The organism is Phycisphaera sp., assembly GCA_025916675.1.
In the GTDB taxonomy this organism is placed as follows: domain Bacteria; phylum Planctomycetota; class Phycisphaerae; order Phycisphaerales; family UBA1924; genus JAHCJI01.
Genome location: CP098402.1, coordinates 2,101,130 through 2,121,696 on the forward strand (window position 1 = coordinate 2,101,130; position 20,567 = coordinate 2,121,696).

The 20,567-nt window shown below is 66.8% G+C and carries 18 protein-coding genes and 1 tRNA gene; 7 read left to right on the forward strand and 12 right to left on the reverse strand.

Going from position 1 to position 20,567, the window contains the following annotated elements; translation table 11 throughout:
* Positions 1-72 precede the first annotated feature (72 nt).
* The 4 genes from NCW75_09060 to NCW75_09075 all read right to left on the reverse strand — a co-directional run bounded on the left by NCW75_09060 (position 73) and on the right by NCW75_09075 (position 5,005).
* Positions 73-1,260: a PilT/PilU family type 4a pilus ATPase gene (locus NCW75_09060; protein UYV11449.1), complete on the reverse strand. Its 1,188-nt coding sequence runs from the start codon at positions 1,258-1,260 to the stop codon at positions 73-75.
* Positions 1,261-1,644: 384 nt separating this feature from the next.
* Positions 1,645-2,706: a sigma-70 family RNA polymerase sigma factor gene (locus NCW75_09065; GenBank protein ID UYV11450.1), complete on the reverse strand. Its 1,062-nt coding sequence runs from the start codon at positions 2,704-2,706 to the stop codon at positions 1,645-1,647.
* 791 nt (positions 2,707-3,497) lie between these two features.
* Positions 3,498-4,109 (reverse strand): superoxide dismutase, encoded by a 612-nt coding sequence (locus NCW75_09070; GenBank protein ID UYV11451.1) that lies wholly within the window; start codon positions 4,107-4,109, stop codon positions 3,498-3,500.
* Positions 4,110-4,279: 170 nt separating this feature from the next.
* Positions 4,280-5,005: a hypothetical protein gene (locus tag NCW75_09075; protein UYV11452.1), complete on the reverse strand. Its 726-nt coding sequence runs from the start codon at positions 5,003-5,005 to the stop codon at positions 4,280-4,282.
* Positions 5,006-5,170: 165 nt separating this feature from the next.
* Between NCW75_09075 and NCW75_09080 the strand changes: the two genes are divergently transcribed.
* From NCW75_09080 to NCW75_09095, 4 genes are read left to right on the forward strand one after another with little or no spacing between them, the layout of a single operon-like run.
* Positions 5,171-6,481 (forward strand): efflux RND transporter periplasmic adaptor subunit, encoded by a 1,311-nt coding sequence (locus tag NCW75_09080; GenBank protein ID UYV11453.1) that lies wholly within the window; start codon positions 5,171-5,173, stop codon positions 6,479-6,481.
* Complete coding sequence (locus tag NCW75_09085; GenBank protein UYV11454.1) at positions 6,459-7,268, forward strand: ABC transporter ATP-binding protein; 810 nt, start codon at positions 6,459-6,461, stop codon at positions 7,266-7,268. Before NCW75_09080 ends, NCW75_09085 begins: the two co-directional genes overlap by 23 nt.
* A complete protein-coding gene (locus NCW75_09090; GenBank protein UYV11455.1) occupies positions 7,265-8,506 on the forward strand; it encodes an ABC transporter permease in 1,242 nt (413 codons plus the stop codon). The genes NCW75_09085 and NCW75_09090 overlap by 4 nt, the downstream gene beginning before the upstream one ends.
* Positions 8,507-8,529: 23 nt before the next feature.
* Complete coding sequence (locus NCW75_09095; GenBank protein UYV11456.1) at positions 8,530-10,209, forward strand: TolC family protein; 1,680 nt, start codon at positions 8,530-8,532, stop codon at positions 10,207-10,209.
* Here NCW75_09095 and NCW75_09100 read toward each other — a convergent pair.
* The 3 genes from NCW75_09100 to NCW75_09110 all read right to left on the reverse strand — a co-directional run bounded on the left by NCW75_09100 (position 10,206) and on the right by NCW75_09110 (position 13,329).
* Positions 10,206-10,508, reverse strand: a complete 303-nt coding sequence (locus tag NCW75_09100) for a DUF1294 domain-containing protein (GenBank protein UYV11457.1) — start codon at positions 10,506-10,508, stop codon at positions 10,206-10,208. The two genes, NCW75_09095 and NCW75_09100, sit on opposite strands and share 4 nt — an antisense overlap.
* Entirely contained in the window at positions 10,509-12,068 is a 1,560-nt protein-coding gene (locus tag NCW75_09105) for a CRTAC1 family protein (GenBank protein ID UYV11458.1), read from the reverse strand.
* Positions 12,069-12,174: 106 nt separating this feature from the next.
* On the reverse strand, positions 12,175-13,329 hold the full coding sequence (locus tag NCW75_09110) for a cobalamin-dependent protein (protein UYV11459.1): 1,155 nt from the start codon (positions 13,327-13,329) through the stop codon (positions 12,175-12,177).
* A 135-nt stretch (positions 13,330-13,464) separates the two neighbouring features.
* Here NCW75_09110 and NCW75_09115 point away from each other — a divergent pair, with 135 nt between their 5' ends.
* The 3 genes from NCW75_09115 (at position 13,465) to aspS (ending at position 17,121) form a co-directional block, all read left to right on the forward strand.
* On the forward strand, positions 13,465-14,463 hold the full coding sequence (locus NCW75_09115) for a hypothetical protein (GenBank protein UYV11460.1): 999 nt from the start codon (positions 13,465-13,467) through the stop codon (positions 14,461-14,463).
* Between the two features lie 6 nt (positions 14,464-14,469).
* Positions 14,470-14,754, forward strand: coding sequence for a hypothetical protein (locus tag NCW75_09120; protein UYV11461.1), 285 nt, complete (start codon positions 14,470-14,472; stop codon positions 14,752-14,754).
* A gap of 501 nt (positions 14,755-15,255) precedes the next feature.
* Positions 15,256-17,121 carry an aspartate--tRNA ligase gene (gene aspS / locus NCW75_09125; GenBank protein UYV11462.1) on the forward strand — a complete coding sequence of 622 codons (1,866 nt, stop codon included), beginning with the start codon at positions 15,256-15,258 and terminating at the stop codon, positions 17,119-17,121.
* Here aspS and NCW75_09130 read toward each other — a convergent pair.
* From NCW75_09130 to NCW75_09150, 5 genes are all read right to left on the reverse strand, one after another.
* Entirely contained in the window at positions 17,118-17,702 is a 585-nt protein-coding gene (locus NCW75_09130) for an exopolysaccharide biosynthesis protein (GenBank protein UYV11463.1), read from the reverse strand. The two genes, aspS and NCW75_09130, sit on opposite strands and share 4 nt — an antisense overlap.
* Before the next feature lie 68 nt (positions 17,703-17,770).
* Positions 17,771-17,844: transfer RNA gene (locus NCW75_09135), tRNA-Asp, on the reverse strand.
* A 124-nt stretch (positions 17,845-17,968) separates the two neighbouring features.
* A complete protein-coding gene (locus NCW75_09140) occupies positions 17,969-18,178 on the reverse strand; it encodes a hypothetical protein (GenBank protein UYV11464.1) in 210 nt (69 codons plus the stop codon).
* A 26-nt stretch (positions 18,179-18,204) separates the two neighbouring features.
* Entirely contained in the window at positions 18,205-19,047 is an 843-nt protein-coding gene (locus NCW75_09145; protein ID UYV11465.1) for a hypothetical protein, read from the reverse strand.
* 416 nt (positions 19,048-19,463) lie between these two features.
* Entirely contained in the window at positions 19,464-20,507 is a 1,044-nt protein-coding gene (locus NCW75_09150) for a HEAT repeat domain-containing protein (protein UYV11466.1), read from the reverse strand.
* Between the last annotated feature and the right edge of the window lie 60 nt (positions 20,508-20,567).

Below are 20,567 nucleotides of genomic sequence, written 5' to 3' on the forward strand. Positions count from 1 at the left end.
GCGTTCCTTTATCATCTCAAGGGCCATTCGGCTGCGAGGCCCAACGGGCTCGCGGCGGCGTTCCGAACGAATTCAGCGCTTCTGCGAGGCGCCGCCAAACTTCTTCAGGCGCATCTGGAGATCATCCTTGTTGGGGCTGCTCTCCATCGCGATGCGCTGGTGGATGTACTCTTCCTCGATCAGCTTCACGAGCCACGCGTTGAAGTCCACCATGCCCTGCTGCTGGGCCTCGATGGAGTTCAGGTACTCACGAAGCTCGCCCTCGCGTTCCTCGAGGATGTGCTTCTGCACGACCGTGTCGTTGATCAGGATCTCGATGGCCGGGATACGCGGGATGTGCTCGTGCAGCGTCGGCAGCAGCTTCTGGTACACGAACGCCCGCATCTGGTAGGCGAGCATCCGGCGGATGCCCTCGACCTCGTCGGTCTCAAACAAGCCGTAGATACGACTGAACGTTTGAGTCGTACTCGACGCGTGGATGGTCCCATACACAAGGTGGCCCGTCTCGGCCGCGTTCAGCGCGGCCTCGAAGGTCGACTTATCGCGCATCTCACCGATCAGCACGAGGTCGGGATTCTCACGCACCAGGGCCTTCAGCGCGATGTTGAAGTCCAGCACGTCGATGCCGATCTCGCGCTGGTTAATCGTCGCCTTCTTGTCGTTGAAGATGTACTCGATCGGATCCTCGATCGTCACGATGTGGATCGGTTTGCGCTGGTTTACATAATCGATCATTGACGCGATCGTCGTCGACTTGCCCGACCCGGTCACACCGCTCAGCAGCACCACGCCCTGGGGCTGCAACGCGATCTTGCCCATCGCCTCGGGCAGGTGCAACTTCTCGAAGGGAAGGATGTTGCTCGTGATCAAGCGGGCCGCCAGCGAGATGCGGCCTCGGGCCTTGAACAGGTTCATGCGGAAACGGGCGCTGTCGTCGTAGTCGTACGCGAAATCCACGCTGCCGAAGTGGGCCAGATCCTCGAGTTGCTGCTCGTCCAGGGTGGCCTTGATGATCTCTACCCAGTCGGCGCTGGTCACGGGGGCCGTGTCCAGCGGCTTGAGGGCACCACGCACACGCAGCTTCGGGGGCTGGTCGGTCTTGATGATCAGGTCCGATGCCCCGAACTTGATACAGGTCTTCAGGAACTCGCCCAGCCTGGTGGCGTGGGGATCCCGCTTCACGCCCATGAAGTCCGAAATCGGGGCGGTGTGCCCCGTGGCCGACTCTTCGCTGTGGACCGCCGTGTTTCCGCTGCTCATGCTCTGCCAACTCCCGCCGCCGCTCGCGGCGACGCATTCCGAGGATCATCCGATTGGCCCGACCCGGGGCTGTTCGAGGCCGGCCCTCAACACCGGCCCAGACGCACGCTACCGAGCCAAACCCGATCAGCCCGAACCCGCCCGAAAGCGGAGGGTCGAGCCCTAAATGTAGCGCCGTTGCCCCCCCCGACCGTTACCAGCAATGGCCCAATCTTTGCTTATACACCACAAAATTGTTCCGGTGGCACATCGTCCGAGAAGACCCAGGCCAGGCTTGGGCCCTGTTCGTAGGCGCTCAGACGCAGGTTCCGCAAGCACCGCATTTCGATTTCCGCGCATGACAAGGGGCCCTTCCGGGCCCCCACTGTCGGTTGGTTCTTGAGATCAGGCCGGAGCGGCCTCGGCCTCGGCCTGCTCTTCTTCCTCTTGCCTCAGCCCAAGGAAGTTGGCCTCCAGTTCCAGACGCAGCTTTTCCATGGCCTTGTTCTGGATCTGGCGGACACGCTCCTTGGTCACGCCGATGATCTGCCCGACCTGCTCAAGGGTCATGGGCTTCTCCTCGCCGCTCTCGAGCCCGAAGCGGTGCTCGATGACGGTGCGCTCCACGTCGGTGAGTTCGGCACGGTTGTCATTGACAATCCGCTTGACCTCCTCGGCCGCGTCACGCTCGAAGTCGGCCCGCTTGGTCTCGAGGAAGTTGGACTTCTCGAGCTTGGGGTCGAAATCGGTCGGGAAGCGCTGGCGGTACTTGCTCAGCTTCATGCCCTGGCGGCTGAAGGCCTTCAGGATGGCCCGGCAGGCGTAGGTACTGAACTTGTACCCACGACCGGCGTCGAACTTGTCAACCGCACGGAGCAGGGCCATGTTGCCCTCGCTCACCAGGTCGGCAAAGTCCACCTCGCTCATGCGGGTGCGTTTGGCCATAGCCAGCACCAGCGCGAGGTTGGTCTCGGCGATCTGCTCGCGGATCAGGTCGGCACGCCGATACCACCACAGGATCTTCTCGGCCTGCTCGGGATTCGGCTTGCGATTCGGGTTTTCCCAGACTTCCTGCTGGAGCATCCACACCCGGTGTCGCGCGTAGTTGAACTGGTGGAACAGCACCTTTTCCTCGGCGGCCGTCAGGATGACCTGCTGGCTGCTCTTCACGGTCCGGGTGCGGGTGGCCGACAGGTCGTCCATGACTGGGTGATACCACGCGGTATCGGGCTTCTGAACATCAGGAGCCTCGTCGTAGATCTTCGTGTCGGCGGCGTCCTCGTAGAACGCCGGGCTGTCGATGTAGTCCATCTCCTGGGCCATGATCTGGTCCAGCAGCCGCTCATCGTCGGGGCTCAGACGGCGCCGCGCTCCGCGCGCCACGGTGCCCTGACCCGCAATACCGGCGTGCTGCCGGCGGCGAGCCTGCTCAAGCGGGCTTGGTCCCTGGCCTCGATTCTGCCTCATCGGTCACTTCCCTTCGCACTCGGCGTGGCCCGCATCGCTCGGGGCCCTGTGGCGGCTCGTGGTGAGCCTTGCCTTGCCACACGCCATGCTGCCTGACGCCCGGACCGGCTCACCGGCCCGCACGTATAACCCAACACTTGGTGGTACGACCTTGTTCGCCCGAGCGATACCAAAACCCGAGCGGCCGCACCAACCCGACACTGCCCAAACTCTCCCCACCACGAGGAGCTCGAACACACCAATCTCGTCGCGGACCTCCGTGCCGCCGTGGACTAAGACGCCGGGGATCTTCGCGGGATCGGCTCCCAGGGAATCCCTCGGCTTTGTCGCCCTCGGCTCTGGCAGCGGCCTTTGCTTTCGTGTAGGCTCGCCTGCCTTGGAGACGCACAATCATCATACGACGCGCACCAGACAAAAGTTTCCCCTTTCCAACGGACAAGGGGGCAACATTGCCAGAATGGCGTAAACCCTAAGAACCCCACGAACCTCGTCAGCGAGTCGATCCATCGCCATCCCTGCGACGACTCACGCGAGCACAGCCGTCAACATAACGGCAAATGCCCCTCCTGTCCATCCAAAATTATCCAGTTTTCCCCATAGGTTATCCCTAACAACGACCGCTCCCTACTATTGCCCATGGCCAAACGGTCCCGACGAAATGGGTGGAAAAAGAACGCGATCGTGACAGGGGTGCTCCTGTCGCCGATCGCGATTCTGGCTCTCTTGTTCTGGCTACTGGCTGCGGCCTACCAATCGGAACTCGACCGGCCCCGGTCGGCAGGCCCGGGCGATCAGCCCTTGGCCTTGCCGTAAAGCTCGGCCACCTTGGCCCAATTTACCACGTTCCACCACGACTTCACGTAGTCCGGGCGGCGGTTCTGGTAGTTCAGGTAGTACGCGTGCTCCCAGACGTCGACGCCCAGGATGGGGGTGTGGCCGTCCATGAGCGGGCTGTCCTGGTTGGGCGTGCTGGTGACCTGGAGCTTGCCGCCGCCATCGACGACCAGCCAGGCCCAGCCCGAGCCGAAGCGGCCGGCCGCGGCCGCGGCAAAATCGTCCTTAAACTTGTCCATGCCGCCCAGGTCGGCGTCGATGGCCTTGGCCAGGTCGCCGTCGGGGCTCCCGCCGCCCTTGGGGCCCATGACCTGCCAGAACAGGCTGTGGTTGGCGTGGCCGCCGCCGTTGTTGATTACGGCCTGCCGTTTATCTTGCGGCACGTCGTTGATGTTCTTGAGGACCTCCTCGACCGACTTGTTGGCCATCGGCGAGCCTTCGAGGGCAGCGTTGAGCTTGTCGACATAGCCCTGGTGGTGCTTGCCGTGGTGGATCTCCATCGTCTTCGCATCGATATGCGGCTCGAGGGCGTCCTTGGCGTAGGGCAGATCGGGCAGTGTGAATGCCATGGTAAATTCTCCTTCATCTCCGGGCCAATTGGTGTCGGAGGCGTAACACCGCATGATACCGGGTGCGGAGTGTTCGCGGGCGGGACGTGCCGATTGTCCTCACCCGCCAACGAAAGAACCCCCCGTATCGCACGGGGGGCTCTCGAAAAGTGCTGGTTGAGTCGAACGGCTTACTCGCAGCCGGCGTCGAACTCGTTCTGGAAGGCCAGGAAATCGAAGATGGTGAGAGCGCCATCACCATCGAAGTCGGCCAGCAGGTCGCCCGCGTCGAAGGCGTTCTGGAAGGCCAGGAAGTCGAAGATGGTGAGCTGGCCGTCGCCATCGAAATCTGCCCGGCAGGGCTGGCCGCCGGCGTAGACCAAGTTGTCGGCGTCAAATATCTCGCCAACGGCAGTGCCGCCGTAGCTGGGCGCCGCGATGATGCGGACCTCGGTAATCGGCTCACTGCTGGTGAAGCCAAGGAAGAAGTCGCCGCTCAGGCCCAGGTCGAAGACGTCGACGACACCCTCGGTGGTCTCGATGGCGATGCCGATACCCGTGGCGGCGCCGAAGGTATCCCAGCCGAAAGCCTGGACCGAATCATCGAAGGTGAACACGTATGCGACGTGGGCGCTTGCCGGGAAGATCGAGCCCTGGAACTCGCCGCCATCGATAGCGGGAGAGCCGATCGTGCCATCGATACCTTCCACGATCAACGAACCAAAATCAAAGGGAATCTCGCCCAGCGAAGGCTGGAGCGAATCGATAGCAAAGCTGTCGAAGTCTTCGGTCAGGAAGTCGCCGCCCACCAGCGGGTCGCCCTCCCAGGCGCCGCGGTCGGCGTACGCGGTGAACTGGGCCTGGGCGGCGGCGGCCACGCCAGCCAGCGCCACAACACTTGTGATACGATGGATCATGATGTACCCCTCTTCTCGAGATTGAAACGATACGGACGCTAATTGTACTGACGAACCCTCGGGTACTTCAATCCCAAATTGCGGCCTCACGGGAAATCCGCGGGTGCGACATCCCAAAATAGTCCTACAACCACGCCCGATAGCGTGCAACCCTCGGAGACATCGATGATCAAGACCCTGATCGTGCTCGCGATAGTCCTGATAACCCTGGGTGTCGGGGGGGCTATCGGCGTGATGCAGATGGGCGGCCCCGAGGGCATCCGTGAGCGATTCACACCAGAGGCTGAGACGACCCGGGTGGTCGTGGAGGACGCCCGCCTGAGCGACCTCCGCCGGACGATCAATGCCCCCGGGGCCATCGAGCCCAAACAGATGGTGCAAATCTCGGCGGAAGTGAGTGCCCGGATCATGGCGCTGCCGTTCGTCGAGGGAGACGCCGTGCGGGAGGGCGACGTGGTCTGCCGGCTGGATTCGGTCGACCTGCAGGCCCGGCTGGACGCGGCCGAGTCTCGGGTGCGGTCGCAGGAGTCACAACTGGAAGGCGCCCGGGCCGAGTTGGAACTCGCCCAACTCGAACTCGGGCGGGCGCAAGAACTTCTGGACACCAAGGACATCGCCAAGACCGAGTTCGACGCGGCCAACACGCGAGCGTTGCAGGCGCGGAGCAGCATGTCGGTGATCGAGGCGGGCATCGAGGCCGCCCGGGCCGACGTGCGGGCGGCCAAGCGCGACCTCGAAAACGCGGTCATCGTGAGCCCGATCAACGGGCGCATCGTCAACCTGCCCATGGAAGTGGGCGAGACCGTGCTTGGCACGTTCAATAACCAAGGGTCGCTGATCATGGAGATCGCCGACCTGGGCAAGATGGTCATGCAGGCCCGCATCGACGAGTCGAGCGTGGGCTTGGTGCGCGAGGGGCAATCGGCCGACGTGCGGTTGCTGTCGTACGGTGATCGCGTCTTCGAGGGCGTGGTCGAGCGTGTCGGGCTGCAGCGGCGTGTCTTTACTGACGGCACGAGCTACGTGCAGGCCGAGATCCTGCTCGAGCAGAGCGAGGACGACTTGCTGCGGACCGGGCTGACATCGAACGCCGACGTCCACGTCGAGACCGTGCGCGATGCGATCGTGGTGCCCAGCCAGGCCGTGCTGGATCGTCGCGTGGAGAATCTACCCGATGGCATTCGCACCTCGCCCCTGGTCGATCGCCTGCGCACGTTCACCAGCGTGGTGTATGTGCTCGAGGGTGGCAAGGCCCGGGCCCGCCCGGTGCGCACGGGCGTGAGCGACCTCACCGACACGATCATCCTCGAAGGCATCGAGGAAGGCGCCCAGGTCATCGTCGGGCCGTTCCGTGTGCTCCGCGACCTCGAGGACGGCAACGAAGTCGAGGCCGACGACACCACGGACGACGATACCGAAAACACCGGCGACGCACCCGCCGAAGGAGCCGGCGATGCTGGGCAGACGCCGGGCTGATGCTGGCGCCGACGCGCCAGCCATCCGAGTTTCGGGGCTCGAGAAGGTCTACAAGATGGGCATGGAGCGGGTGCGCGCGCTCGACGGTGTCGACCTGCAGATCAACGCGGGCGAGTTTGTTGCCATCATGGGCGCTTCCGGATCGGGCAAGAGCACGCTCATGAACATGCTGGGCTGCCTCGACCGCCCGAGCGCCGGCGAGTACGAGCTGGCGGGCATCCCCACACGCAAGATGAGCCCCACGCGGCTGGCCAAGGTCCGCAACGAGCGCATCGGGTTTATCTTCCAGACCTTCGAGCTGCTGCCCCGGGCGTCGGCGATCCAGAACGTCATGCTCCCCATGATCTATAGCAAGAAGCACCTGTTTGGCGCGCGCAAGCGTGCGAAGTCGGCACTGCGACGGGTCGGACTGGGAGACCGGATGAGGCACCGGCCCAACCAGCTCTCGGGCGGGCAACGCCAGCGTGTCGCGGTCGCCAGGGCGCTGGTGAACGAGCCGGCGATATTGCTCGCCGATGAGCCCACCGGCAACCTTGACTCGCACACCACGACCGAGATTATCAGGCTCTTCACCGAGTTGCACGACGAGGGCCAAACCATCGTCATCGTGACGCACGAGGAGGAGGTCGCCGGCTACGCCGATCGCATCGTGCGGCTCCGCGACGGGAAGGTGTTCAGCGACATGCCCACCGACGAAGACCCGCTGCACACGGCGTATCTGCAATCCATCGCCAGCACCGCCGCCCGGCGGGCCCACGTGTCGACCGAAGAAGGGGCTCCAGCATGATCCTTGTCCGCTTGGTCATGCAGACCGTCGTGCTGGCCCTGGGCCAGATCTGGGCCAACAAGGTGCGCTCGCTGCTCACAACCCTGGGCATTGTCATCGGCGTGGCCGCCGTCGTCGCGACGGTCGCGGCAATCCAGGGCCTGCGGGGCTTCGTGCTCAATGAGTTCGAGACATTCGGGACCAACAAGGTCTTCATCGACGGCAGCCTGCCGCAGAGCTGGAGGGGCAGGATCTCCTGGCGTGAGGTGCAGCTCAAGATCGAGGAGGTCGACGGCATCCTCGAGCATGCCCCGTCGATCACCAATATCAGCCCGCAGTGGCGCGCCTCGGCCCGCGTCGATTATGAGAACGTCGTGCTCGACTCGGCACCCATCATCGGGATCCGGCCTCAGTGGCACGATGTCGAGAACCGGCAGGTCACCATGGGGCGGCCGTTCAACAGGGTGGACGAGGAGCAGCGGCGCTACGTGATCCTCGTCAATGAGCAGGCGATCGAGGAATTGAACCTGCCCAAGACGCCCGTGGGCAGCTTCCTCCTCGTGGGCGGTCGGCGGTTCCTCATCGTGGGCGTGGTCGAGACGCTCGATTTATCCGGCATGTTTGGTGGCGGGGACAGCCGCGCCGAGTTCCTGGTCCCCTTCTCGACGGCGGTGATCCTCAACCCGAGCGGCTGGCTCAACTATGCGACGGCAACCATGGAGAGCCCCGAGCTGGCCGACGAGACCCGCGCCGAGATCGACTTCGTGCTCCGAACCATGCGCGGCCTGGAACCCGACGACGAGGCGACCTTCGACATCGAGATCGCGCAAGAGTACGTCGAGCAATTCAAATCACTCTCGGCCGGGCTCATCGCCGGGGCGACGGGCATCGTGGGCATCAGCCTGCTCGTGGGCGGCATCGGGATCATGAACATCATGCTGGTGTCGGTCTCCGAACGAACGCGCGAGATCGGGTTGCGCAAGGCCGTGGGCGCCCGGCCACTGGTCGTGCTCATCCAGTTCCTCACCGAGGCCGTCGTGCTGTGCCTCATGGGCGGCGCCGTGGGCATTGTCATCGGGCAGGGCATCATCCTGCTGCTCAAGCAGATCCCCGACGCGCCGCTCGAACACGCCAACATGCCCGTGTGGGCCATCGTGCTGGCCGTGGGCTTCTGCGCGATCACCGGCGTCGTCTTTGGTGTGTTCCCGGCCATCAAGGCCGCACGGCTCGACCCGATCGTGGCGTTGCGTCACGACTGAATGGCAGACTTCTGGAGTTCTCGATGTTCCGACTGGATCGCCGTGCTGCCATTGCCCTCCCGCTGCTGCTGGTCGCCGGGTGCGCGATGCCGTTCGATCGCGCACCGGCGGACGAGGCGTTGCTCGGACGGAATGGCCGGCTCAAGCACATCAAGCCGCTGGAGCTGCCAAGGACCGCCGTGATCGCCGGCGACGTGGAGCCAGCCCCAGAACTGCCGCGGGCGGTCGTGATCGACACCGGCGCGGGCGTCGTCCCGCTGACCATCGAGGCCGCCCGAGCGGCAGCGCTCGAGAACAACCTGGACGTTCGCGTCTCGCTCATCTCCCCCACCATCGCCGCAGAACGCGTCTCTGAGGAAGAGGCCGCGTTCGAGGCGGTGTTCCGCGTCTCGGCCGTCGCCCAGCAGACCGACACGCCAACATTCAGCACGCTCCAGGACGCCCAGCAGGAGTTCCAGTCGCTCAACCCATCGCTGATCATCCCCACGCGCGTGGGCGGCAACTTCACGATCTCGGCCCCGTTCTCGCGGAATCAGACCAACAACCCCTTCGCCACGGTCGACCCCGCCTTCACCCAGGATCTGGAGTTCAGCCTGAGCCAGCCGCTGCTGCGCGGGGCCGGCCGGCGGGCGACCACGTCGGCCCTCCGCATCGCCGCGTTCGATCGCTCGCTGGCCGCGACGCGCACGAAGCTGGAGGTCATCGCCCAGCTCGCGGCCGTCGATCGCGCGTACTGGCAGCTCTACTCGGCCCGCCAAGAGATCGAGGTGCGCATCCAGCAGCGCGACCTCGCGATCGCCCAGCTCGAGCGGGCCCAGCGCCAACTGGAAGCCCAGCGCATCGCCGAGATCGAGGTACTCCGGGCCGAGAGCGGTGTGGCGGACCGGGCCGAAGCGATCATCGTCGCCCAGAACAACGCATCGTCCCGGCAGCGGGAGCTGAAGCGGCTGCTCAACCTGCCCGAGCTCCCTGTGCAGAGCGAGGCGGCGATCGGCCTGGCCAGCGTGCCCGACCCGGCGCTCTACGAGGCCAACAGCGACACGCTCATCGACAGCGCTCTGGCGTCTCGCATGGAGCTCCTGGAAGTCGAACTGCAGCTCGCCCAGGACCTCGTGCGGATCGACCTGGCCGAGAACCAGGCGTTGCCCGAGCTCAACCTCGACGCCCTCTATCGCATCAACGGCCTGGGCGGCAACCACGGCGGGGCCACCGAGGTGCTCGTCGAGAACGAGTTCGAGGACTGGCGCATCGGGCTCACCGCGTCGATCCCCATCGGCAACGAGGCCGCGGTGTCCCGACTCCGCCAGCTCGTGCTCAGTCGCCTGCAGCGCATCGCGACACGGCAACTCCGCGAGCAGACCATCCGCCAGGACGTGCTCAACGCGCTCGACGACATGGGCACGAGCTGGCAGCGTGTCATCGCCGCCCGCGAGCGTGTCCGGCTGGCCACGCGCACACTGCGGGCCGAGGAACGCCAGTTCAATGTCGGCCGAACGACCTCCACCGACGTGCTCGACGCCAGCGCCCGCCTGGCCGACGCCCAGCTCAGCGAGCTCTCGGCGATCGTCGACTACCAGCTCGCGCAGGTGAACCTGGCCGTCTCGACGGGCACGCTGCTCGGGCAGGCCAAGGTGCACATCGAGCACGCGCCCAAGGTGGAGTTGGACGGCTTCCGCTACCGGCCCCAGGCGGACATCCGCTAACGCGCGAACACCCACCAGCCGATGCCGCACAGGATCGCCCCGTGCACCGCCGCGATGAGCAGCGTTAACGCGCGAAAGCCTGGCTTGCTCGTCTTGTGGCGAAGCACTCTCTGAGCGACAACGGCCCCGAACGCACCACCCAGCAGTTCGATGCGGCGGAGCTTGGCTTCTGGAAAGCGGTGATGGCCGCGCTGGGCGGCGCGCTTATCGCGGGCATAGACCAGGCAAGCGGAAGCGCCCGCGACGAGATACCACATGAGGGCGGCAAAGAGCAGGATCAGCCTCGGATTGTCGGGCACCTATCGCGGCTCGACGACCGTGAGAAGCTGGTTCGCGTCGACGTCTTCCATCACGACCTCGCGGCCGCTGGGGAAGCGCACACGCAGCTCGTCGATGGTCGCGGTCGCACCGAGGCCGAAGTGGGCCTCGAGCGGCGGGGCGTTGTAGAAGCTGCCGCCAACGAAGATATCGCTCCGCCACGTCCTGTCGCCCACGGTCACCCAGACCTTGCTGCCGACGCCGTTGCGATTGCTCACGGTGCCCTGGGCCTTGACGCGGAGCCAGGCGTTGCCGGAGCGATCGGTATCGTTGCGGAGCACCACGGCCGGGCCATACACGTCGGTCAGGATGAAGTCGACGTCGCCGTCGTTGTCGAGGTCGACCGGTGCGAGGCCGCGTGTGTCGCCGCGATGGTCGAGCCCGCTGCCCAGGCCGGCGTCCTGGAATCGCCCGTCGCCAAGGCCCCGGAAGAAGACCGCCCTCGTGTGCCACTCGGGCTGGATCCAGCCGTTAACGGCCATGAGGTCGAGGTGGCCGTCCAGGTCCGCGTCCCACAGCCACGTGCCCCAACTGAAGTGCGTCTTGTCGACACCGCCTTCGGTGGCCAGTTGCTCGAACACGCCCGAGCCGTCGTTCATGTAGAGCGCGTTGGGCCCCGGCTCGTCGTTGGTGTTGAAGGGGCTGAAGCCCATGTTGGTCGTGTACATGTCCAGCGCGCCGTTGCCGTCGACATCGCCCACGGCCACACCCATGTCGTTGGCCACGTGGATGAGGCCCCACGCGTGGCTGACATCGGTGAACGTGCCGTCGCCGTTGTTGCGCAGGGCGTAGTCCTCGTGGAAATCGATCGCCGCATAGATGTCCAGCAGCCCGTCGTCGTTGAGGTCGAGCATCACCGGCTGCCAGTGGAAGCGCTCGTCCGGCGGGAAACCGCCAACGTCCTGAGCAATCTCGGTGAACCGGAAGCTGCCGTCGTTGCGATACAGGAGCGTGCTGGCCTCGTACCAGCCGCCGATGAAGATGTCCAGGTCGCCGTCGCCGTCGATGTCGCCTGCCGTCGCGCCGCCGTGGGTCGCCTCGTGGTACTCGAGCCCGCTGGCCGCGGTCATGTCGGTGAAGGTACCGTCACCGTCGTTGCGATACACGCGGCTGGTCGGGAAGCTGTCGTCGAAGAACGAGGAGTCGTTGAACACGACCAGGTCGTCGAAGCCGTCGTTGTTGAGATCCAGCCAGAGCGCTTGCTTGCTGAACCCGTCGATGTGATCCACGCCCGCGGCCGCGCCCACCTCGGTAAAGGTGCCATCGCCGTTGTTGTGGTACAGGTGGTTGGCAAAGCCGGCTGAGTTGGGAATGTAGGCGTCGTAGAACCCGTCGTTGTCGAAGTCGCCGATGGCAGCGCCCACGCCGAAACGCTCGTTCTGCCCGGGGAACAGCGGCGGCACGGGCCAGGCGGCCTGCTGGTGGGTGAAGTCGATGCCGCAGGTGTCGGTCATATCGGCGTAATGCACGCCCTGTGCGACCGCACCCGAAGCACACGCCGCGCCGGCAGCCCCGATCAACATCCTGACCTTGCTCATCATCGATTCCCTCCTCGCAGAGGCTATACGCACGCCAACAGCCCAGCGTTTTGCCAGGCACACTCGGGGTTATCGGGATATGGAGAGGCCCGCTTGAGCTCGATCCGCCTCACGCCAGCGCGTCGAGCAACTCGGCGATGCCCTGGCCGTGGGTCGCCACGGTCTCCAGGATCGGCCGACGGCCTGCAATGTCCCGCAGGTCGCGCACCAGCTCGTTCTCGCCCGGGTGATCGGCCTTGTTGCACACGAACAGGTCGGCGATCTCCAGGATACCCGCCTTGTCCATCTGCACGGCGTCGCCCATGCCCGGGGTCAGCACGACGATCGTCTTGTCGACGTGGTCGCGGATGCGGGTCTCGTTCTGGCCGGCACCGACGGTCTCGATGAACAGCGTGTCGTACGCGTCATTACCCTCACACGCGCCACCGATGAGGTCGGTCACGTCCTCGAGCGCGTGGTAGTCCTCGCCCCGAATCGCCAACGAGCGGTAGTAGGCCGCCTCGCCCAGCCGGTTGAAGTCCACACGCAGCCGATCGCCCAGCAACGCGCCGCCGGTGATCGGGCTCATCGGGTCGAACGCCACGACGGCGCAGCGGCCGAGGCTCGCGTTCTCCTCGGCCCGACGCGCGTGCTCGGCCACGAGCTGCGCCACCAGCGTGCTCTTGCCCGCACCGGGGGAACCCGTGATACCGATGACGCGCTTGGGCCGGCGGCGAACCGCGTTCTTGCGCACGGGCCGCTCGAGGTGGGCCAGCGAGATATCGCGGGCGAGCTGGGCCGTCGCGTGCCCGCCGGGCACTTCTTGCGGGTACGCCGCCACCGTCGAGGCCGCCGCGTCCACGATGTCCATCAGCCCGACGCCGGTCGTGAAGCACCGGGCGATGCCGGCCTCCTTGAGGGCGGGCAGGTCTTCCTGCGGAAGGATGCCGCCCATGTGGACGGGTACGTCCTTGCGTCCGACGCCGTCGAGCGCCTTGAGCAGGTTGGGCCCCAGCGTCATGTGGCTATTGCTCATCATGCTGGCGGCGATGACGTCCACGTCCTCGTCCCGGGCGCTGATGGCCAGGCTCTTGGGCGTCTGCCAGAGCCCCGAGTAGATCACGTGCACGCCCGAATCGCGCATCGCGCGCGCGATGACCTTCACGCCGCGGTCGTGGCCGTCCAGCCCCATCTTGCCCAGCAGCACGCGGGGGCGGTGGTCGAGCTCGCCGCAGCGGTCGGCCTTCTCGAATTCGGTGGTGGCAGCGCCGAGTGGCTGGGCCATGGAAGCTCCTGGAGGGTGCGCAAGGACCTGGCGGGCGTGGGCCGCACGAACAACTCCCGATCGGCCCGCCGCCACCGGGGAGATCGACAGGGTATGCGTCGCGGGCCACAGCCGCCGGGCCCTATCGTGGCTGCTATGCCAGCTCCACTGCGCGTCGGCCTGGTCCACAACCGCTTCTCGGGCAAGGGCCGGGGGCCCGACTTCGTGTCGCGGCTCCGCGCCCGGGCCGAGCCGCTCGGGTGGCTCGACCTGATCGACCTGCCGCTCGATCTCGCGCTCTGCGACGGTGCCTTAGACGCCTTGGACGCGGTGGTCATCATCGGCGGCGACGGCACCGTCCATCACGCCCTGACGGCCCTCACACGGGCCAAGCACGGCCGCGGCGTGCCCACGCTCATCGCGCCGCTGGGCACCGAGAACGTGGTTGCCAAGGAGCTGGGCCTCAAGCCCCGGGTGAGCACGGTCTTGGCGTCGCTCGAGGCCTTCGCCGACAACACGCACACCGTGCGGAGCGACCTGGGCGTGGTCCATCATCCCAGCGGCGCCGACCCGACGCTGTTCGCCCTCATGCTCACGACCGGCCCAGACGCCGCCGTGCTCCACAGCGTCGCCCGGGCCCGCGTGGGCACGACCAGCAAGCTGGACTACGTCGTGCCCACCGTCACCCGGGCCCTGCGGCCGAGGGTCGGCCGCCTGAGCGTGACCGTCGACGGCCAGCCACTGGCCGACCACCGCCGCGGCTGCCTCATCGTCGCCGTCGGCCCGCGCTACCCGCTGAAGCTCGACCTCGCTCGCAAGGCCAGCCGGACCGACGGCCTGCTCGACGCCCTGTTCCTGCCCGCGTCCAACACGGCGAGCCTGCTGGGCTGGGCGGGCATGGCCCGGCTCGGGCTGCACGTGCGCCACCCCCAGGCCCGCTACGCCCAGGGCACGCGGATCGAGCTCACGATGCACGACCACGATCCCGCCGCCGAGACGATGGAAGCCCTCCAGATCGACGGCGAGATCGAACGCGTGGCGTGCGACGCGCAGGGCGCGATGGTGATCGAGACGGTGCCCAGCGCGCTGCCGCTGATCATGCCAGCGGCGAAGGAGCCCGTGGCGCGGGCGAAGCCGGCGATGGCGGGCGGGTAGGGCCCCATGACCCTCGCGGGCCTGCTCGGCATGGGCATCTTCATCGTCGGCCTGGCGACCGTGGCGCTGGGCCTGCTCGCGACCATGCACGGCGACGAGCAGGTCGAGGCCTGCCGGGCGCCCGCCTTCACGATCGAGGGCTCGGACGACCAACGCTGCGAAGCCCTGCGCTTCGTGGGCCACCGCCCCGGCCTGACCGCCGCCCTCCTGCCCGAGTGGGGCATCGAGCGCCGCGGCCCGATCGAGTACTGGCTCCAGGCCGAGCGGCACCGCCCCATCGACGAGGTTTGAACTGAACTCGGCTTCGAGTGAGGCGGCCGGGCCGGGGCCGCCAATCCAGATTATCGGTCTCTTCGGCTCCTCGATCGGCCCGCCGGGGCGAAAACCGGCCCCGGAGCGGCGTTTCTCGGCTTCGCCGGTCCGGATAATCGCGTGGCCGGGCTCCCCGATCACGCGCTCGGGCTCTCCGATCGCCCCGCCGGGCTCCCCAATCACGCGCTCGGGCTGCCCGATCGCACGCCCGGGCGATCCGGCGGGGCAATCGGGCCGCCCGGGCGCGTCCCCAACTACCCCCACCGCCCCCACTGCCCTCCCCCTCCGGGCCCTCTGCGACCTCCGCGTTCGGGCCTCTTTTCCCCCTCCCCCTTCGAGGCCCCCGCTCGCTTCGCGTTCGATCCCTCCGCGAAGCGAGCGGGCGTGCGCCGGGGCCCCGTTGGTTCGATCCCTACAGTTGCCGCCCGAGCCGGGGATCAGGACACGTCGGCCGGGGCATTCCAACGAGGGAGTCAGACAATGCTTCAGCGCACCGCCGCCTGCGGCGAGCTTCGGATCGACCACGCCGGCACGCCCGCGACCCTGGCCGGGTGGGTGAATAACTACCGCGACCACGGCACGGGCCTGGTCTTCATCGACCTGCGCGACCACACCGGGCTCACGCAGCTCGTGTTTGATAAAGAAGACGCCCCGGCGGGCATCGTCGAGGCGGCGGATAAACTGCGGGGCGAGGACGTGATCGCCGTGAGGGGCGCCGTCCGCGAGCGCGAGGGCGGGCCCAACCCCAAGCTGCCCACCGGCGCCATCGAGCTGGTCGTCGAAGAACTGGAAGTCCTGGCCAAGGCCGACACGCCGCCCTTCCAGCCCGGCGACGAGAGCAATTTACCAGGCGAAGAAACCCGCCTGCGCTACCGCTACCTCGACCTGCGCCGCCCACGCATGCAGCACATCCTGCGCACGCGGCACAAGGTCACCAAGATCACCCGCGACTTCTTCGACGCGCTGGGGTTCATCGAGGTCGAGACGCCCAATTTGTGCCGGTCGACGCCCGAGGGCGCCCGCGACTTCCTGGTGCCCAGCCGCCAGCAGCCCGGCGAGTTCTACGCGCTCCCACAGAGCCCGCAGCTCTTCAAGCAGATCCTGATGGTCGCCGGGGCCGACCGGTACCTGCAGATCTGCCGGTGCTTCCGGGACGAGGACCCGCGGGCCGACCGGCAGGCCGAGTTCACGCAGATCGATCTGGAGATGGCCTTCGTCGATCGCGAGCAGGTGCTCGAGACGATGGAGGCCTTCGCCCGCACGCTGTGGAAGGAGGTCCTGGGCGTCGAGGTGCCGGGCTTCCCGCGCATGACCTGGCAGGAGGCGATGGACACCTACGGCAGCGACCGGCCCGATCTCAGATATGGTCTGCAATTGGTGGACATCAGCGACCTGGCGGCGAAGACCGACTTCAAGGTCTTCCAGCAGGCGCTCGACAAGAACACCGGCACGGGCCATCCGTCGACGCGCGATGGCGGGGTGGTGAAAGCGTTCCGCATTCCCGGCGGGGCCGAGAAGCTCACCCGCAAGCTGACCGACGGCTACGCCGAGTTCGTGAAGCAGTTCGGGGCCGGCGGCGCGCCGGTGACCAAGGTCACCGCCACCGGCTTCGAGACCGGCATCGCCCGCTTCATCGAGCCGATCACCGCCGAGCTCAAGGACCGCATGGGCCTGGAGCCCGGCGACTCGGTCGTCTTCGGCGCCGACGGCTACAACACGTGCTCCAAGGCGCTCGGCGAGCTGCGCATGAAGGTCGCGAAGGACCTCGGGCTCATCGACGAGGGCAAGTGGGCGTTCCTCTGGGTCGTCGACTTCCCGATGTTCGAGTACGACGACGAGACGAAACGCTACTACGCCCTGCACCACCCCTTCACCGCGCCCCGCGCCGACCAGGCCGAGACCTTGCTGGGTGCCAAGGCGGAGGACAAGCAGACCCTGCTGGGCGTGCTCAGCGATGGGTACGACATGGTCTGCAACGGCAGCGAGGTCGGCGGCGGCTCCATCCGCATCCACCGCCGCGACGTGCAGCAGAAGGTCTTCGGGCTGCTGGGCCTCGACGACGAGGAGGCCAAGGCCAAGTTCGGATTCCTGCTCGACGCCCTGCGCTTCGGCGCCCCGCCCCACGGCGGCGTCGCGTTCGGGTTGGATAGGTTGGTCATGCACCTGGCCGGCACCGAGAACATCCGCGACGCCATCGCCTTCCCCAAGACGCAGACGGGGGCTGATTTGATGACCGAGGCGCCCTCGGGCGTGGACGACGCGCAGTTGAAGGATCTGCACATCCGGGTCGTCGATGCCGACCCGAAGGCGGTGGAGGCCAGGAAGCTGAGCGCCAACCCGACCTAGAGGACCATCGTCCAGAGCATGTACGCGGTGCCGCCGGTGGCCAGGAGCGCGACCACGACGGCCACGCCGTCGCGCGCCGACAGCGCCAACCCGAAGAACAGGATCGCCCCGGCGGGCGCCGCCACGGCGAAGGGGATGAACCCCAGCGGGAACATCGAAACCGCAAGGGCGATCGAAACCAGGCTGATCACCCGCTCCATGATCGATCCGGTCAGCCACCGCAACCGGGGCTTGAGCAGGATGTCCACCCGGCGGGCCCAGGGCCTGGCCTTGTCGCGAGCCTTGTCCCACCTTTCCTTCGAGACCGACCGCCCGGTCAGCTTCTGCGGCAGCCAGGGATGGTCGCGGCCGAACAGGTGCTGGCCGGCCACCAGGATGACAAAGGCGGCGATGATGGCGGGCGCGCCGGGCACGGCCCCGAGCGGGGTCAGGCCGATGAGCCCGGGCAACGCCAGCAAGGGCCCGAACGAACGGCTGCCGAAGGCGTCGAGGATGTCGCTGACGGCCAGCGACGCATCGCCATCGATCTGCTCATCGAGGTCGTTGATGAGGTCGGTGAGCTTCTTCGGTGCTTCGGGCATGGCGCTATCCCGATCGGCTCATGACAAACGCCCCCGGTACGCTTTGCAGCGTTCGGGGGCGTTCTAAGCGAGGCGGACGAGACTCGAACTCGCAACCTTCGGATCGACAGTCCGATGCTCTAACCAATTGAGCTACCGCCCCGAGTTTTCCAACAAGATGTCGCGGCTTCCCGCGGCTCTCACGAGCGTGACAAGCGTAGCCGCCACGGATTCGCGGTCAAGATGCTAGGGCGATCCAATCCTCGGACCAACCCGGCCGCCAGCGATCACTCGGGCAGCTTGATCGGCGTGTTGGGGTCGTCGTCGTGCATCACCCAGGGCTTGCCATCCGGGCTCACCGCCGCGGTCGCGGGCCACATGTACGCGCAGGCGGCAACCATCGCCACAAGAGACAAAAGCAGCAGCGCATCGATCAATCCAACACTCGGGCCGCGGGACGAACGCCCGCCGGGCATCTGCATTCCGTATTGACTCATGAGAGTGCTCCCTGTCTAGCCCGGGTTTATCGGCGGATGTCCGAGACGACGATGTCGCCGCGACGGGGGGTGAGTTCGAGGCCCAGGGTATCGACGACGCCCTCGGCAAACTGCAGGTCCGCCGACCGCACGTTGAAGTGACCGACGAGGCGGCGCGTACCGCCGTCGTTGCGGATGACGAAGAGCCGCTTGCCGCGGGTCAGACCGTCCTGCGACCCCAGATCGACACGGGCCAGCGTGACACCGGAGGCATCGCGCTCGGTCTCCATGATCTGGCCGGTGACGAACGCGGTCACGTCGGTGCTGCCGGTCCCGGTCTCGCCGCCCTGGTCGTCGTCCATGCGGGCGATCTGCTCACGCAATCCGCGGACGGTGGCGGTCAGCGACTCGTTGTTGCTCTGCAGGTCGGCGATGCGATCGAGCAGATCGATCTCGTTCTGGCGGAGGTTCAGCTCGGTCGAGCGAAGCTCGGTGACCTCGGCCGCGAAGCGATCGCTCAGCTCGGTGAGCATGCGCGTGGTCTCGTTGCTCTGCGAGATCTGGTTCTGCAGCGTGGTCACCAGCTGGGTCGCGGTGAGCTTGTCGCGGCGAAGCTCGGCCGTCTCGCCTTGCAAGCGGAGCAACTCCGCGGCGCTGGCGCTGATCTGCTGGCGGAGGGCGTCCTGCTCGCGGCGGAGGCGATCGGCCTCGGCCTGAGCGGTGGCCGACGACTCCTGAGCGCTGGCCTGCAGCACCTGGTTGGCCGACCTCAGCTCGGCATAGTCGGTCAGCACGCTCCGGTTGTTCACCGCAAACGCGATGGTGAGCGAGGACAGCGCGATGCCCGCGGCCGCGGCCAGGACGACAAGGAACTTCGTAATCGTGTGCATCGTGTGAAAACCCGTGTATTGGCCGTAAGGAGGCCCGTGTGAGAGTCGAATACCGGTTCGTGGCTTCGACCTGGTGCTGGCTCGCTACGTCCCTGGCCCGGAGACCGTTTCCGTTCGTACAACCGCTTGCCGACCCGCGTCATGCCGGGCACGCCCCGGTCCGCCGCTTCATGTTCTCAAACCTTCGATTCCGAAACCATCAAAGGCAAGAGCCCGCTAAACCAACCGAGAAACCCCTGCGGGCGGCCCGAGCGGGCAGCCATAGCCCCCGCGGACGGGCCCCGGGTGGGCGTCGATACGCCCCTGGGGTCCAATAGGTTGCCTGCGGCTCCGTCCGAACAGGCCAACTCGCTCGATCCTGCCCCGCCGAGAGCCCAAGGGCAATCCCATGATCCGCCCGGCAAGGGGACAGGTTATCACGGTCGTGTCAGCCGGACAACAGCGGCGGCGGCATGAACACGAACCGAGGGGTCGGGGTCGCCCATCATCATTTCGAGGGTGCCCAGGTGTTCGGCCTTTCCGATCTCCCCAAGGGCCAGCGCGGATAGCCCCCTGACGGCCGGCATCGGATCGTCGACATAGGCCAGCGCGAACGCATCGCCCTGGGTGCGGCCGAGCTGGGCCATCGCGTACACCGCCGACAGCCTGACCTCGGGCGGCATCATGTTGCCCCGCCCATCCAGCCGGGCGGTCAGCAGGGCGAGCTGGTTCTCGGAAGCGTGATCGCCGACCTCGCCCAGAATGCGAGCCGCCAGGGCGGTAGCTTCCAGATCCTCGGCCCGAGCCGGGTACAGGGCGGCCCGGATGGGCTGGATCTGGTCGGGTTCCCCCAGCTTGACCATCGCCTCCCCCATCTGGAGGCTCATGAGCCTGAACTGGCCGGGCGGGGCCATGGGCATCGGCCTGGCAAGGGCTTCACGCAAGAGCGGCAGTGCCGACTGGTTTCCCAACTCGCCCAGCACCAACGCCGCCTGTGCCCGCAGCCGGGGATTGTCCGATTCCAGCAGCGCCCGAACGATCTCGTGGGAGCCGCTGTGATCGCCGTTGGCCGCCATCGCATACGCCGCGCCCAGCCGCACCCAAGGCGAACGGTCGCGCAGCAACGGCTTGGCTTGCAAGGCCAGCTCGCCCCGATGGGCCCGGCCGACGCCCATCAGCGCGACGGCGCGCACGCCCGGATCCGCGTCGGCCATGCCACGCGCGAGCCACTCGCTCGCCCGGCCGGGGGCCTCCAGCAGCCCCTCGATCGCGTTCGCCCTAATCTGCGGATCGGCATGGGTGGCAAGGCCCTCGAGCGACTCGATCGCCCGCTCGCGGGCGCGAGAGATCTCGATCGCGTCGACCGGCTGGCCCGTTGCGACCGTCGATCTCGAACCGCCCGAGCACGAGGCCAGCCCGATCGAGACCCCCACACACACGCACGCCGCCAGTGTCCCTATCCGCCGCATCGCGTTCACCATCCCTTCGAGCAGGCTCGCATCCAGAGCTCCGGACCCGACCGTACGACCCCAGACACCCGG